We start from the raw sequence: 15,220 nt of genomic DNA, 5'->3' as shown, positions 1-15,220 counted from the left end.
TCATTGTCTTCTTGACGGATAGCAGATCATTTCCGGGGTGCTTTCGTTTGCCATGCATTTTGATCTATTTGTCTTTTGATTCCATTTCCCTTGACTTGAGGCCTGCAGCCAATGCACCTTCAATTACAGCTGACCTGAAGCCATTCTCTTCAAGTACCCTGACAGCTTCTATGGTCGTTCCTTTTGGAGATGTAACCATGTCCTTGAGTGCTCCCGGATGCTCCTTGGTCTTCTTGTACAGCATTGCTGATCCGATGAGGGTGTCTGCCACGATCTCGTATGCATCCGCTCTCTTTATTCCCATCCTCACTCCAGCATCTGCAAGAGCCTCCATGAACATGAAGATATAGGCTGGTGATGATCCGGCTATCGATATGAATCCATGTATGTCATCTTCAGTGATGAGGTAAGCCTCTCCTATTGATGCAAATAGCTTCATTATTGATTCCCTTACTTCAGGCTCCAGTCCGTCAGATACTACACCATAAACGCCTTTTGAAATAAGGGCTGGCGTATTGGGCATTACCCTGGACATTGTAGCCTTGCTTTCAGCTGCGACGCGAAGACTCTGTAGAGAAACACCTGCAGCAATTGACACTACTGTCTTTCCTGCCAGATAGTCGCAATTTTCCCTGATTACGCCGAGGATGTCCTTAGGCTTGACAGCTACGATGACTATGTCGCTTTCCCTGGCGAGTTCGCGGACATTTAAAGCGACATGGGCACCTCCGGATTTCAGTTCAGATATGTTCCTGTCACTCCTGTTGTATACTGTAATTCCATAGCCTGCTTCCTGCAGCCCCTTTCCTATGGCATATCCCATGTTTCCTGTTCCGATTAAGCCTATCCTCATCTGGTCCACCATCCTCTCAATATTCATACTCTATAACATTTTCGCTGATCTTTACCGTCAGCTTCTCATCCTTTGAGAGCTTCTTGTATGACACCAGGAACTCATTGAGTTCATTGTCATTTAAGTCAACCTTCTTCTTTGATGAAATCAGCACTATATTGTCATTTAAAAAAATTGTCAGGTCATTCCTGTCGTTTTTGATCTCATAGTTGAAGCCTGAATAGTTTTTTATCCTGTCCTTGTATTTTTCGGTAAATCCAAGGGATTTCCTGTACCTTTCATAGTTTCCGCCAGGTATGTTGTACTGCTTCTCAACGTCTTCGGGCGTTACCCCGTATCTTTCCATAAGCTTCATCTGAAGGTCCATAAATTTCTCCTGAGAAATCCCATGCTCCTTCATATATTCCTGTATGGCCTTGTTGATCTGGGCGAAGTTCATGCTCCCTGTGCCCATCTGACCATAAAGGGACATTATGTAGTTCTCAAAATCATCAATATCCTTTTCCCTAACCTTGTTCTTAAGCTCGTTGAAATCAATTATGTCGCTCATTTATTCCTCCTTGCGCGCTTTCAGGAAATCAAGGAAGTCATGCTTCCCGACCCTCGACACCCCGCTGCGCTCGATGTCGTAGCTCCCGTCCGGCAACTCACCTGTCAGTCTTTCCATTGTCTCTGCTATTCTTGCCCTGCAGAACGCACCCTGGCACCAGCCCATTGCAGCCCTGGTCCTTCTCTTTATACCGTCAACGGTAGTCACTGCAATTCCTCTTTCCATTGAATCAGCTATTTCGCCTTCAGTAACCTGTTCGCATCTGCATACTATCCTCTCCCTGCTTCCGGCGGGAAGCTTTGAAAGTCTGTCGACCTCCCTGTAGGGCAGGTCCTTTGGTGAGTATTCCACAACCTTCCTGAAAGGATTGAACGAATTCTCCGGTTCAAGCTTCAATCCTTCCTTCTCAAGTATACCTACAAGCATCCTTGCAATGGCAGGTGATGCTGTAAGACCGGGTGACTGTATTCCGGCGGCATTGATGAAACCTTTGATATTTGACGGTCCGATAAGAAAATCGCCAGTCGAACTTCTTGCCCTGATACCTGTGAAGCTTCTTAAGAATGTTTCCCCATCAATATCAGGATACAGCTTCTTTGCCTGGTTGTACACATTCTCAAGCCTTTCAGCATGGGTGGAGGTATCTTCCCTGTCGTCAATTTCGGAAGCATCTGGACCGATAAGGAGATTCCCATGGATTGTCGGAGTTACAAGCACTCCCTTACCCATTGCAGTCGGAAGCTGGAACACGACATGATCAAGCAGCTTTCCGGTACCTTTTGCAAACAGCAGGTACTCTCCACTCCTCGGAAGAATTTCGAACCCATCCGCACCTGCCATCCTTGCAACCTTGTCGGAATTGACACCAGCGCAGTTGATGACAAACGAGGCTTGAAAATCCCCCTTATCAGTCACAAGATTTAATATCTCATTCTCACTTTCAATTCCAGTCACTTCTGCAGAAAGCACAATTTCAGCTCCGTTTTCAACAGCATTCTCTGCCATCGCTATCGCCATTCCATAGGGTGAGCAGATTCCTGCACCCTTGCAGAGCAGAGCGTTCTTCACTTCTTGCGTAATATTGGGTTCAAGTTTCCTTATCTCTTCACTGCCAATTATGGAAAGGTCGTCAAGACCATTTCTTATTCCGCTTTCAAGGAGCCTTTCCAGAGGCTCCAGATCATCATCCAGGGACACCAGAAGTGACCCTGTTTCAGAAAATCCGAATTTAAGCTCGTCTTCAAGCTCCCGGAATCTCCTCCGGCCCTCGAAGCAAAGCCTGCCCTTAAGAGTCTCATGTCCTTCTGCATAGCCTCCGTGGACAATGGCGCTGTTGGCCTTTGTCGCACCCATGGCAACATCAGGAAGCTTCTCAAGGATGACAACCTTAAGCTTGTATCGTGTGAGCTCCCTTGCCAGGCTTGTACCGATGATCCCGGCACCTATTATTGCCACATCATGCACCATTTCCTGCCCCACCTCTTATGGTCACCTCGCCAGAACTGATTACAGAGGTCCCCTCAGCATCCAGGTACCTTACTATAAGACCGCCCTTCCTGTCTACACCAACAAGTCGCGCAGGTCTGACATTTCCACCTGAATGTACTGCGATTTCATGGCCGATATACATGAGGGACCCTTTATAGTCTTCAACTAACCCTTCAGGATCCTCAATTGTTTTCCTGAGCATCTTTTCAAGATTGTCTGCGATCCTTGCACATAGGAGGCTTCTGCTGATTTTGATTCCGGCCTCATTGACAATAGAAGAGGCAATGTCCTTCAGTTCTTCAGGAAATCCTTCAGTTGTCACGTTTATGCCTATCCCTATAACAAGATGGTCCATAGATTTCCCTACCGGGTCAAATTTACCTTCTACAAGTATCCCTCCAACCTTCCTGTCACCCATGTATACATCATTCACCCATTTGAGCCTGGGTCTTATGCCACAAAGCTCATGTATCGCATCTCTTGCTGAGACAGCTGCTGCTATGGTAGCAAGGGAGGTGTCCATCTTTGTGTCAGGCTTCCTGATGAAAAATGACATGTAAAGGCCTCCTTCAGGTGAATGGAAGCTTCTTCCAAGCCTTCCCCTTCCACCAGTCTGAACCTTTGCGATGACAAGAGTGCCATCCTTTGCCATTCCTTCCTCCGCACGCTCCTTGAGCCAGCTGTTGGTGGAGTCAACGGATTCCACCATAACTGCAGTCCTTCCCAGCCATGATGTGTTGATATTTCCTGATATCAGCCCAAGGTCCAGGTCATCCATGTCAAAACCTCCAGTTTCTTACTTATGATACAATTCTACAGCACGCCAAAGGACTATGGAACTCTTTCCATTGTCCTTGCAGCAATAACGTCCGCACCCGTGCCAAGAACATTCCCGATGATCACATCACCGCAGGCTACCGGAGCAATAACCACCAGTCTCCCGATTTCAGCACAGACTTTTGTTACAAGTCCTTTTGGAATATCACCGCTTGTCTTCACAGGCAGCCTCCTGTGTATAGCACCCTCAATCCTTGCAGTCGAAGAAACCATTCGACGTGGGTCAGTCATTTCCCTGACAGCATATGGAACTCCACGGGGACACGCGTTGCCCGTAACCGAATATCCCTCATGATTTTCAATGACCTTAAGAAGGCAGCCTCTAGGACATACTATGCATGTAAGCTCTGCCAATACTCACACCTCCTCAATTGAAATGGTTATATCCACAGCATTATCGATAATATCGTTTCTGACCGAGATCCTCTCCATTTCTCCCGGTGTAATCCTCGGTCTCCTGACTTTCTTTAGCACAGCTCCCGATTCACTCCTAACGATAAGGTATGCATTCTTGAACACCCTGTCAGCCCTGAAGGATAGTTCATTGGACCCTGAAACGACTCCTGCAGATAAATACTGGGGTACTATGTATGATACTCCTGTTCCTGCAAAGACTCCTATCTGCCTTCTGTTTGCCTCCGCTCCTGCCCTTACATATTCCGCTGCGCTTCTGCCGGCCCTCTCACCTTCTAGGCTGACATGGTCTGCAAGGTCGTTGACATGCACCACATTTCCGCATGCGAAAATGCCTTCTATTGAGGTTTCCATGGAGCCATCCACGTATGGTCCCCTGGTCCTTGGATCAAGTTCAATTCCTGCTCCGGCTGTTATTTCATTCTCAGGTATCAGACCTACGGAAAGAAGCAGCGTATCGCATTCAACAAACCTTTCCGTACCAGCTACAGGCTTCCTTTCCGAGTCCACTTCAGCGATGACAACACCCTCGAGTCTTCTTCGTCCCACTATCCTCGTTACTGTATGTGACAAAAGCAGAGGTATGCTGAAGTCATCAAGGCACTGGACTATATTTCTGTTCAGTCCGCTGGAATATGGCATGATCTCGACGCATGCAAGAACCTTAGCTCCTTCCAGTGTCAGGCGCCTTGCCATGATAAGTCCGATGTCGCCCGAACCCAGCACCACCGCTTTTTTACCTATCCTATATCCCTCGATGTTAACATATCTTTGTGCTGTTCCTGCTGTCAGAACCCCTGACGGCCTGTCCCCAGGTATCTGTATGGCTCCCCGTGTCCTTTCGCGGCAGCCCATGGCGAGAATAACTGCCTTGGCATGTATTTCCATGATGCCAGAAACAGGATTAATGGCACGAACAAGCTTTTCCCTTCCTTTGCACTCAAGGCTCATGACCATAGTATCCAGCATCACCTGAGCACCGGATTCCCTGAGAGCTTTAGAATACCTCTCGGCATATTCCGGTCCTGTCAGCTCCTCACTGAATCTGTGCAGCCCGAATCCTGAGTGTATGCACTGGTTAAGTATCCCGCCAGTTTCAATGTCCCTGTCAATGACAAGTACCGATCCGGCTCCGCTTATCTTCGCTTCTATTGCTGCCGCCATGCCGGCCGGTCCTGCTCCAATGATCACAATGTCATAATCCATCATCTTGCTCTCCCTCCAGGCAATAGGAGCCTTCAAGGTCCAGCGGCACCTCCCAGGGCTTTATCCCAAGTTCCCTGGATATTATTTCAATTACCTTTGGTCCGCAAAAGCCGCCCTGGCATCTGCCCGAACCCGGCCTTACCCTGCGCTTCACACCATCAAGCGATACTGCACCCAGAGGTCCTTTAAGTGACTCTATTATCTCACCTTCGGTTATCCCCTCGCATCTACAGATTACCCTGCCGTACGCAGGATCATTACTTATGATTACCTGCTTTTCCTCGTCGCTCATTTCATTGAACGCAGTCCTGACATCAGGATCCATGGTTGAAGCCTTAAGCACCACAGTTATTCCGGATGCTTCAAGAAGCCTCACAGCCTCCAGTGCTATCGCAGGAGCTGCCGTAAGTCCCGGAGACTTTATTCCTGCCAGATTTATCAGTCCCTTAACGGACCTTGATTCCTCTATTATGAAATCCTTCCTGTCAGAATACGCCCTGAGTCCTGCATAATTCCTTATGCTGTCCCTGAAGTCGATCGATTCCACGGTCCTTAAAGCACTGGCTCTTACAAGCTCAAGGCCTTCCCTTGACGTGGCTTTATCCTCCTTGTCATTAGCTTGCCCTGAATCAGGACCCACAAGCAGGTTCCCATGAACGGTAGGAGTCACCATTATTCCCTTACCCTTTTCAGACGGGCACTGGAACAGGGTATGCGTAACTAGCTTTCCCTGGCTCTTGTTAAGAACATAATACTGACCCTTGCGTGGTGTTATTGAAAACTCCTTTTCCCCAACCATCTCCATTATCTCGTCTGCATGGATTCCCGCAGCGTTAATGATCCGCTTCGCCTGTATCCTGGATTCACCTTTATTAATCTCGATCTCGAAAAAATCATCAGTTTTTGAGATCCTGGTGACAGCGCTCCTGAAACGAAGGGTTATCCCCCTATTAGCAGCCTTCTCTATCAGTGCCAGGCACATTTCCCATGGTCCAACTATGCCTGCAGTAGGAGCATGAAGCGCACCAATTGCAGAAGCTCCAGCGTTTGGTTCAAGCCTCAGGAGTTCATCCCTGTCAATCATCCTCAGGCCACTGACCCCATTCGCAATGCCTCTTATATACAGCCTTTCGACGGTTTGAAGGTCGTCAGCTGAAAAAGCAAGGACAAGGGCGCCGTTCATCTTGTAAGGGAAGCCTGCTTCTTTCGAGAGTTCCCCGAACAATCTGCAGCCTTCGACATTCAGCCTCGCCATGATAGTTCCCTCTTCAGGATCAAAGCCTGCATGGACAAGTGCAGAATTTGCTTTTGTAGCTCCTGATGCCGCATCATTTTCCCTTTCAATAAGGCATACCGATAAGTCAAGCTTTGAAAGTTCATAGACTGTACAGGCGCCAACTATACCTGCTCCTATCACAGCAACGTCATACAATGGAATCCCTCCTTATGGAAAAGCCGTGCAGTCAGATTGAGTTGCAATCCGGCAAGGCACGACCTATGGTTAATCCTTATCTATCTTATGGGAAATGTCTTTTGCAGCGGAGCGGTCTCCTCTGTATCCTTAACGACACGTATGCTTCTTGTAGGATAAGGTATGGAGATTCCATTCCTGTCAAAGGATGCTTTGACCTGTTCATGCATGTCGTAATGAAGATTCCAGTAGTCTTCCCTGAGGCACCACACCTTGACAGTTATCTCAACTGCACTTTCTCTATGGGCCTGCATCCTGACAATAGGTTCAGGATCCATTATAACCATTGGATTCGAGGCGATCACTTCATTTATGGCTGACTTCACCTTTTCAATATCAGAGCCGTATGCCACTCCGAATATCAGTTCAAGCCTTCTCCTGTCTTCAGTCGAGTAGTTGGTTATCTTTGCATTGGCAAGGATTCCATTTGGAATCATTACCCTCCTGTTGTCAGGAGTATTGAGGTGGGTATAGAGTATGTGGATATCCTTTACCGTACCTCCGACTCCATCAGACTCAATGTAGTCACCGACCCTGAATGGCCTGAATGAAAGGAGCAGGATTCCACCTGCAAAATTACCCAGGCTGTCCTTGAGTGCAAGACCTATTGCCAGGCCTGCAGATCCCAGGATCGTGATGAATGTGGTGCTTGGTATATCAAGAACCCCCGCAGCAGTCAGCAGCACAATTATCTGCATGAAGAGCCTTGCCACCGTCTTTATGAAGGTGTGGAGAGATATGTCGATCGTGCTCTTTGAAAGAGCCTTTTCAACCATCCTCATCACGAGCCTTACAATGTAGGATCCGATGATTAGCACAAGCGCCGCGGCAAATATCTTCATTCCATAATCAAAAACGAATTCGTTAAGCTTTTCCATATTTCCTCCGTCAGTTCAAATTATCAGTTTCTATCTCTTCAGTCAGTCTTTCTATCTCACCAATAAGGAAGCCTATCCTGTCTATGGTGTTCAGAAGCGGAGTGTCCGATGTAATGTCTACTCCTGCAAGCTTTGCAAGTTCAATCGGATCAAGTGTTCCTCCTGCTTCAAGTGTCCTTTTCCAATCCTCTATGGCAGAGCTGTCTCCGCCATCGACACGCTTTGCCACTTCGGTGGCAATTGTCAGGCCGGCGCTGTATGTGTACGGATAGAGGCCCATGAAATAATGGGGCTGCCTCATCCAGGTCAGCTCAGACCCGGCCGTTAGCTCAACAGAATCACCCCAGAAGCCCTGCAGGACCTCTTTGAATATGCTGTTTAGCTTTGAGGCTGTTACGCTTCCGCCATTCTCGACGATCCTGTAGACTTCCCTCTGGTACCTTGCCTCAAGTAGATGGGTCACGAAATTATGATAATAAGTTCGTGATATCATTGTTGAGTATACCCACCTTCTGAACCTTGCATCGGTGCTTGACTTTACAAGATGGTTCGCCATAAGCATCTCATTCATGGTTGAAGGAGCCTCTATGAAATATAGCGAAGGCCTGGAGTCGAACACATTCTGCATGCTGTGGCTAAGCTGGAAGTGGCCTGCGTGTCCGAGCTCATGGGCGAGAACAAACACTTCCCTCATCCTCTCGGTCCAGGATATGAGTATGTACGGGTGAGCTCCATATGGGCTTGAGCAGAAGGCACCAGTTGACTTTCCCCTGTTCTGGACAAAGTCTATCCACCTCTCATCAAAAGCCCTTACGATCATCCCTGCATACTCGCTGCCCAATACAGACAGACCTTGAAGGAGATGGCCTTTGGCTTCAGCAGTTGAGATGCCTGGTTCGAATTCCGGGTCCACTGCAAGCTTAAGGTCCTCATATCTCATTTCATCAAGCTTATGGATCTTCTTGAGGAGTCTAGCGAACCTTCTCATATGGGGTGCCAGTTTCTCATATATCAGGTCAATCTGCCTGTCATACATCTCCCTTGGTACCTTCTGACTGAACAGAAGACTCTCAGTCACCGAACTGAATCCCCTTATTTCAGAAAGAGCTTTTTCTGTTGATAGCTTAGTCTGGTAGACCGAAGCGACAGTGTTCTGGTATTCGGATAGCTTGTCCGAAAACGTCCTGAAGGCAGCCCTTCTTGTTTCGGTATCGGTATCGAACTCATATCCGTTCTCAAAGAGGACGAACCCAAGAGGATGCTCTTTACCACCTGCAGTGAAGGTACCGAAGTCCATATCCGCAAGCTTGGCTCTGTTGTATATGTTGTATGGCGCTTCAAGGACTGTCCCAAGGGAAGAAATAACCTTCTCGGCTTCCTTTCCAAGTATGTGGGGCTTGTACCTCAGAAGCTCAGTGAGATAATGCCTGTTCTCAGGAGAATCATTGATTGCCTTTTTTATAGTTTCCTCATCAGCTTCCAATATTTCCGTATCTATGAAACTAAGCATGCTCCGTGCTTTTGAGAGAGCATCGGAAACCATGGACTTGAGCTCAAGACTGGAATTGTCGGTAGTGTCAGCCATAAGCTTCAGATGCGAGTAAGCTCCTGTCCTGTTCATGACCGGAAGTATCTCCCTCAGTCCATCGAGGCAGAGATTGATGGTATAGCTGTCCTCAAGCTTTCCCTGGAAGTCAGCCTCAAGCTTTCGGGAAAAACTTAGAATTCTGTCCCCATCACTTTTCATGCTTTCCACAGAATCATACAGTGATGACAGGTCCCACGTCAGTGCAATTTCAGCGTCCTTTCTGTCAATAAGTTTTCTTTCCATATACTTGTCCTAAACGTCCATCCTGTAGAGCCTGTATGTCTTGTAAGGCTCCCCGATAAACTCCTTTATATCAGTTATCATTGGCTTGTTGTATTCCCAGATGGTAGAGGCTTCACCCCTCTTGTAGCCCTTCTCTATTCCCTTTCTCCACATGTTGAGGTAGATTGCACCTGACACTCCCCTCTTCCTGTATTCGGGCACGACAAAGAGGACGAAAATCCTCAGCCTGTCTATCTTCTTCCTGTATTTGATGTACTTCAGCATGCCGAAAGGAAACAATCTGCCGTTCATCCTCTTCAGCACCATGTTGTAGTCTGGAAGAGCTATATCGAAGCCAATAGGCTCGCCTTCAAGCGTCCTTGCAATATATATGAAGTCAGGGTCGGCATATGGCAGGAGCTGCTTCGCAACCAGCGCAATCTCTTCGTCACTTGGAGGAATGAAGTCATCCCAGTCATCCGGCATGGACATCTCAATTATCTTCTTTACATCCTTCATTTCCCTGTCTATGTTAGTCAGGTCTATTCTGTCTACGGTATAGCCATATCGCTTCATGGCAAGAGGTACAAGTCTTTCAAACTTCTTTATATCCTCCTGGTCATCCTTTAGGTCATAGCCATAGCAGTCAAGGTACTTTTCGAATCCGTATGCCATTACGAGATCATTGTAGTACTTGTGGTTATAGGTCTGCATAACATATGTGGGAGAATCGAAATTATCGATGAGAAAGCCCCTGTAGTCGTCTCCGCCCGGCAGTGAAAGAGGTCCCTTCATATACTCGATGCCTTTCTCCCGAAACCATGACCTTGCATAATCAAGCATGGCGTTTGCTACAGTCTGGTTGTCAGTGCATTCGAACAGCGAAAGGTATCCTTCCCTGAACCCCTTCGCATGGTTAAGGTGTTCATTGATCCCAAAGAGAAGCCGTCCTGCCGGAACTCCGTCAAGATAAGCTACTATCCTTGAATTTGGTCCCGCCTGGTTCATATAATTATTTTTACCGGTGACATACTTCCTGTTGTCAGAAATTATCGGCGGTACCCATGATTCAATACCCTCATATAGACTGAATGGAAGTTTAACAAAATCGTCCAGTACTTTTCCCGCTGCTGCTTCCCTTAATGTGATTCCCATAGCCGCACTCCCCTCTTTAACACCTTTCCATATTAGTTTACCACCATTTCAGAATCCATTCATTACCTTCGCACTATATTCTAGTCTGGCCTAAGACGATGAAAAACCGAACGGGCCTTTCGGCCCGTCCTAAATCACCTTATTTATCTACGATCTTCCCGACTGCCGGCACCCCTGAAAGCTTTGATACTCCATGCGGAGACAGTGTCTTTATTTCAGTTGTCAGGTCCAACCCTGCGGTAAACTTACCCCAATGTGAACCACCAGCCCATTCCCTTACATCTGTCACATCATATACAACCCCGTCAACCGCTATGTATGCCCTGGCTCCATCCTTGCCATCGAATTCCGCAAGCTCCTCAATCGTAAGTTCAAGCCCTGTGACTGTAGGAGTCTCGGGAGTCTTCGAGGAACAAGCTGCGAGTATCAGAAAGCCTGCTGCAATGGTTATTGCCGTCTTCGTAATCCTCCTGATGTCCATGGTTTCAACTCCTCGTATAAAATTATATCTTGTACAATATTATACAATAAAGTAACCAGTAATCATCGAATATGAACGCGAATTAACTGAAGGTTAAAACCATGTCACAAATCCTGCCATATGTCTCTGCGGACATCTTCCAAAGCCTTAGCTGACATGCATGTCATCCTTTCGGTCATTACCGGACTTTCAGGCAATCCATCGATTATGCATCGGTTGATATGATCCACTTCATAGGTCATCTCATGCTCGCAGGGATAGCCAATGTCAATTGTCCTTCCATCATTGAAGAATACTTTTGCATTTCTTGCCTTCCAGAAATCCGATATCTCCACATGACCCTTTTCACACCAGACCACTGCCATGCCATTTGTTTCAACAAGAGTTGTGATCCTTGATGTGAGCAGTGTTCCATCCACAAGGCTCACAGATACTGCGCATTGAAGGTCGACACCGGTTTCTCCCAAAGCAGCAGTTCCGGTTGCCTTTTCAATCTCCGAACCTGTCAGAAACATCGCATGCTCCAGAGGATAGCTAAGGCTGCCGTTCAGTGCACCTCCACCTGACTCCCGCCTATAGAACCATTCCTGGATGAATCCAGTAGCTGACTGGCAATAGTCGATAAGATGAATCCTTCCAAGCTCTCCGGAATCTACCATCTTCTTGATTTTAATAGTTACAGGAAGGAATACTGACTTCTGTGCCTCCATGACAAAGAGTCCCTTTTCCCTTGCCAGACTGAATACCTCATGAGCATCTGATTCATATAGTGCAAATGGCTTTTCACAGACAACATGCTTGCCATGCTGAAGAGCTGAAAGCATATGTTCCTTGTGCAGGCTGTTCGGTGTAGCTATGTACACAGCATCTATATCAGGATCCTCAAGCAGTTCCATGTAGCTGCCGTAGAACTTCCTTACTCCCAGATTCTCTGCCATCCTCTGTGCTTTGAGGCTGTCTCTTGATGCAATCGCTGCAACTATCCCTTCTTTACTGTTCTGGACAGCCCTTATGAATCTTGGAGCCACGTTCGCTGCCCCAAGTATTCCGTACCTCAATTTTCCCATGGCTTCTCCCTCCAAATGTCAAAAAAAAGAAAATGCTGCCAGCATTATACCGGCAGCTGAAATTTCTAGAGAAGTACAAGCGAAAGCAGGAATATGAACGCCATGCTCACAAGTCCCATAACTAGAGTTACCATAGTCTGGGTCTTGTAGCCATCCTCTGGTGTCATTTCTCCGAAATTCGTAACAACCCAGAAGTAGCTGTCATTTGCATGCGATACTGTCATTGCTCCTGCGGCTATAGCCATTACAGCCAAAGCAGCAGCCATAGGTGATGTAAGTCCAAGGACCTCCATCATCGTACCCGAAGCATTGTAGGCACCCATGATTCCGGCAGTTGTTGTCAGAGCCACTGTCGATGAACCCTGAGCTGTCTTCAGAATCGCTGAGATAATGAATGGGAAGAATATACCTACGCTTGATATGAATGTGGCGTTTGCCTTTATATAGTCTACAAAGCCTGCTGTTACTATTACTCTTCCAAGCACTCCACCTGCTGCAGTAACGAATAGTATCGGTCCGACTGTCTTAAGAGTGTCATTGGTCATGCTGTTGAAGAGATGCATCTTCTTGGTTGAGACAAGCAGAGCTATTCCGAACAGAAGTCCAACTGTAAGCGCTATAAGAGGATTACCGAGGAAAGCAAATATTGTAAGAGCTGCACCCTGCCACTTAAGCACGTTTGCTATTGATCCCATTGCCATGAGCAAGATAGGCGCAATTATCGGAGCAGTGGCCATAAATGCGCTTGGAAGTTCTCCAAAGCTCTCCATTATGTGGTCATAGTCTTCAGCAGTAACTTTCTCTTCCTTCTCACTGATGGACTTGACTTTCTTTCCTATGAATAGGGCGAAGAAATAAGCAGCGATCAGTGTTGGAATTGAAACCAGAGCACCCATTCCGATTACGAGAAGCAGGTTATCAGCCAGACCCAGAGTTCCTGCAGCTGCTATAGGACCGGGAGTAGGAGGTATGAACACGTGAGATGTGTAGAGTCCTGCAGAAAGTGCGACTGCAGTAGCTACTGCTGATGTTTTGGTCTTCTTGACCATCGCTTTTCTTATAGGATCTAGTATTACGAAGCCGGAGTCGCAGAATACAGGTATTGAAACTACCCAGCCCATTATAAGCATAGCGAGCTCAGGTCTTTTCTTTCCGACTATTCCTACGACTATTTCAGCCAGCTTTACAGCTGCACCTGTCTTTTCAAGTATGATTCCGATTAGAGCACCTAGTATAATTACAAGTCCGATTGATGTGAATATTCCCGAGAAGCCTGCACCGAGCACTCCCGGCAGGTCCTTCAGCGGTATTCCTACAATCATACCCAGAACAAGAGATGTTCCCATGATTGCGAGGAAAGGATGAAGCTTGAACTTTGAGATAGCGAGGATCATTACAACGATGGAAATTGCAAAGGTGATGATTAGTGTGATTCCAGACATAATATCCCTCCGTCTAAATAATATTTGGAAAGAACATTCAACTAATATGTGATATAAGGATATAAATAATATTCCTTCCTATTTCATATTATCATCTGAAGAATGCCATGTAAACATTTACTCAAACTTTGGTATGACCATTTTATCGCAATAATAATCCGGCCTAATGACGCTGAAAAGCGCACTAGGCCGGACCTCTATTGGAATATGTCCTTTATTCTCTTGCTTGTTCTCTTGTAGGTATCCTGAGCCGTAAGCTTGCCCTTCATGTAGCCCTTCCTGAGTCTCACGATCCTTTTCATGACCATCGAATCTTCAACTTCAGCTCTGGTTCTTTCCTTGAAGTCCTCAACAACTGTCCTGTACCTGGAATATGCCTTTTCTATTGCATCCTCCCAGGAAATGTATACCTTCGTCGCTGCTCCCGTTCCAAGCTCAGCAATCCATGCCCGGTCATTGCAAGCCCTAATTATCTCCCGTGCAATACTTTCTGCATTTTCATCAGCGATGAGTCCTGAAATATCATGCTCGACTCCTTCGGATGCACAGCTGTCCCGAATTAGAAGACTCGGGCAGTAAGCTGAGGCTGCCTCCCTTACAACAAGTCCGTTAGTGTCATAGGTGGATGTGAATATGAATAGGTCAGCTATGCTGTAATATATCTTAAGCTCGTCTCTGTCGTATATTGCTCCGGTGAAGATGCAGCAGTCCATAAGACCGCACTCCTTCGCATATTCCATTATTTCAGGACGGTCAACACCTTCTCCTACGAAGATCATCCTGAAGCTCTTGCCCATTTCCTTTGCTATCTTCAGTGAATCAAGTGTAAGCCTGATTCCCTTGTACCACATCATTCTGCCTACGTAGAGGAAGGTTGGGGTTTGAAGGTCCAGCCCATGCTTTTCCCTTACCCTCTCCATATTCTCCGGAGTAGACCTGCCCACCTTATAGTCAGCTCCATTCTCCATTACCAGGTAGCTTCCCTCATAGCCCATGGACCTCAGGTTTTCACCTGCTCCTTCAGATACGACCCAGACTTCATCACAGGCATTAATGTTAGCCATCATGAATCTTGCAGTTGCCTTCCGCAGAGCAGTGGAATCTGTTCTCTTCTCTATATCGTAATCGAACTTAGTATGATATGTCAGTATGACCGGAGCTCCTGTAAAGCTCCTGAGTGCTCTTGCGAGCATTGTTGAAGCAAACGGGCAATGGCTGTGTATGACATCAATCTTCAATTCCCTAAGCCTTGAGATCACCGCTGCACTAAACGGATACCCCATCCTGTAGCCTAGCTTTTTGCTTACGTTTGCGCTGGGGTACCTTATTACCTCAAATGGATAATCGTCCTCAACATCAGGATAATATGGCGTCGCAACCACTACATTTCCATGCTTTTCATTTATGACCCTCGCATAGTTATAGGTCGCATTTGCCACACCATCAATGGTAGGCGGGAAAGAATCATTGAATAGTCCTACTGTCAACTTGTCCATGGCTCCTCCAAAACTGCTGAATCACATAGCCTGGCACTCTATTTTGCACCACAACAACTATATTATAGCTTA

The 15,220-nt window shown here is 46.9% G+C and carries 14 protein-coding genes; all 14 read right to left on the bottom strand.

The genetic code is table 11. The annotated features are described in order from the left end of the window. Positions 1-64: 64 nt before the first annotated feature. The gene (gene proC, locus J2Z34_RS09815) at positions 65-853 is read right to left on the bottom strand and encodes a pyrroline-5-carboxylate reductase (RefSeq protein WP_209459685.1); all 789 of its coding nucleotides are present in this window, start codon (positions 851-853) and stop codon (positions 65-67) included. Between the two features lie 16 nt (positions 854-869). Then, positions 870-1,403, bottom strand: coding sequence for a DUF3867 family protein (locus J2Z34_RS09810; RefSeq protein ID WP_209459684.1), 534 nt, complete (start codon positions 1,401-1,403; stop codon positions 870-872). Then, positions 1,404-2,870, bottom strand: a complete 1,467-nt coding sequence (locus tag J2Z34_RS09805) for an NAD(P)/FAD-dependent oxidoreductase (RefSeq protein WP_245250607.1) — start codon at positions 2,868-2,870, stop codon at positions 1,404-1,406. Next, complete coding sequence (locus tag J2Z34_RS09800; RefSeq protein WP_209459683.1) at positions 2,860-3,669, bottom strand: biotin--[acetyl-CoA-carboxylase] ligase; 810 nt, start codon at positions 3,667-3,669, stop codon at positions 2,860-2,862. The genes J2Z34_RS09805 and J2Z34_RS09800 overlap by 11 nt, the downstream gene beginning before the upstream one ends. Before the next feature lie 53 nt (positions 3,670-3,722). Then, positions 3,723-4,082 (bottom strand): DUF1667 domain-containing protein, encoded by a 360-nt coding sequence (locus J2Z34_RS09795; RefSeq protein WP_209459682.1) that lies wholly within the window; start codon positions 4,080-4,082, stop codon positions 3,723-3,725. 3 nt (positions 4,083-4,085) lie between these two features. Beyond that, positions 4,086-5,348, bottom strand: a complete 1,263-nt coding sequence (locus J2Z34_RS09790; RefSeq protein WP_209459703.1) for an NAD(P)/FAD-dependent oxidoreductase — start codon at positions 5,346-5,348, stop codon at positions 4,086-4,088. Beyond that, on the bottom strand, positions 5,338-6,780 hold the full coding sequence (locus J2Z34_RS09785) for an NAD(P)/FAD-dependent oxidoreductase (protein WP_209459681.1): 1,443 nt from the start codon (positions 6,778-6,780) through the stop codon (positions 5,338-5,340). The genes J2Z34_RS09790 and J2Z34_RS09785 overlap by 11 nt, the downstream gene beginning before the upstream one ends. An 80-nt stretch (positions 6,781-6,860) precedes the next feature. After that, positions 6,861-7,697 (bottom strand): mechanosensitive ion channel family protein, encoded by an 837-nt coding sequence (locus J2Z34_RS09780; protein WP_209459680.1) that lies wholly within the window; start codon positions 7,695-7,697, stop codon positions 6,861-6,863. 10 nt (positions 7,698-7,707) lie between these two features. After that, on the bottom strand, positions 7,708-9,528 hold the full coding sequence (gene pepF, locus J2Z34_RS09775; RefSeq protein ID WP_209459679.1) for an oligoendopeptidase F: 1,821 nt from the start codon (positions 9,526-9,528) through the stop codon (positions 7,708-7,710). Positions 9,529-9,537: 9 nt separating this feature from the next. After that, on the bottom strand, positions 9,538-10,662 hold the full coding sequence (locus tag J2Z34_RS09770; protein ID WP_209459678.1) for a hypothetical protein: 1,125 nt from the start codon (positions 10,660-10,662) through the stop codon (positions 9,538-9,540). A 139-nt stretch (positions 10,663-10,801) separates the two neighbouring features. Next, positions 10,802-11,143, bottom strand: coding sequence for a cytochrome b5 domain-containing protein (locus J2Z34_RS09765; RefSeq protein ID WP_209459677.1), 342 nt, complete (start codon positions 11,141-11,143; stop codon positions 10,802-10,804). A gap of 104 nt (positions 11,144-11,247) precedes the next feature. Beyond that, complete coding sequence (locus tag J2Z34_RS09760) at positions 11,248-12,210, bottom strand: Gfo/Idh/MocA family protein (protein WP_209459676.1); 963 nt, start codon at positions 12,208-12,210, stop codon at positions 11,248-11,250. Between the two features lie 65 nt (positions 12,211-12,275). Further along, positions 12,276-13,652, bottom strand: a complete 1,377-nt coding sequence (locus J2Z34_RS09755) for a GntP family permease (protein WP_209459675.1) — start codon at positions 13,650-13,652, stop codon at positions 12,276-12,278. Positions 13,653-13,849: 197 nt separating this feature from the next. Continuing rightward, positions 13,850-15,148 carry a glycosyltransferase gene (locus J2Z34_RS09750; protein ID WP_209459674.1) on the bottom strand — a complete coding sequence of 433 codons (1,299 nt, stop codon included), beginning with the start codon at positions 15,146-15,148 and terminating at the stop codon, positions 13,850-13,852. Between the last annotated feature and the right edge of the window lie 72 nt (positions 15,149-15,220).

The sequence above is a fragment of the Youngiibacter multivorans genome, assembly GCF_017873395.1.
Taxonomy (GTDB): domain Bacteria; phylum Bacillota; class Clostridia; order Clostridiales; family Clostridiaceae; genus Youngiibacter; species Youngiibacter multivorans.
The sequence above is the reverse complement of the archived record's forward strand: the minus strand, read 5'-3'. Positions and strand labels throughout refer to the sequence as shown.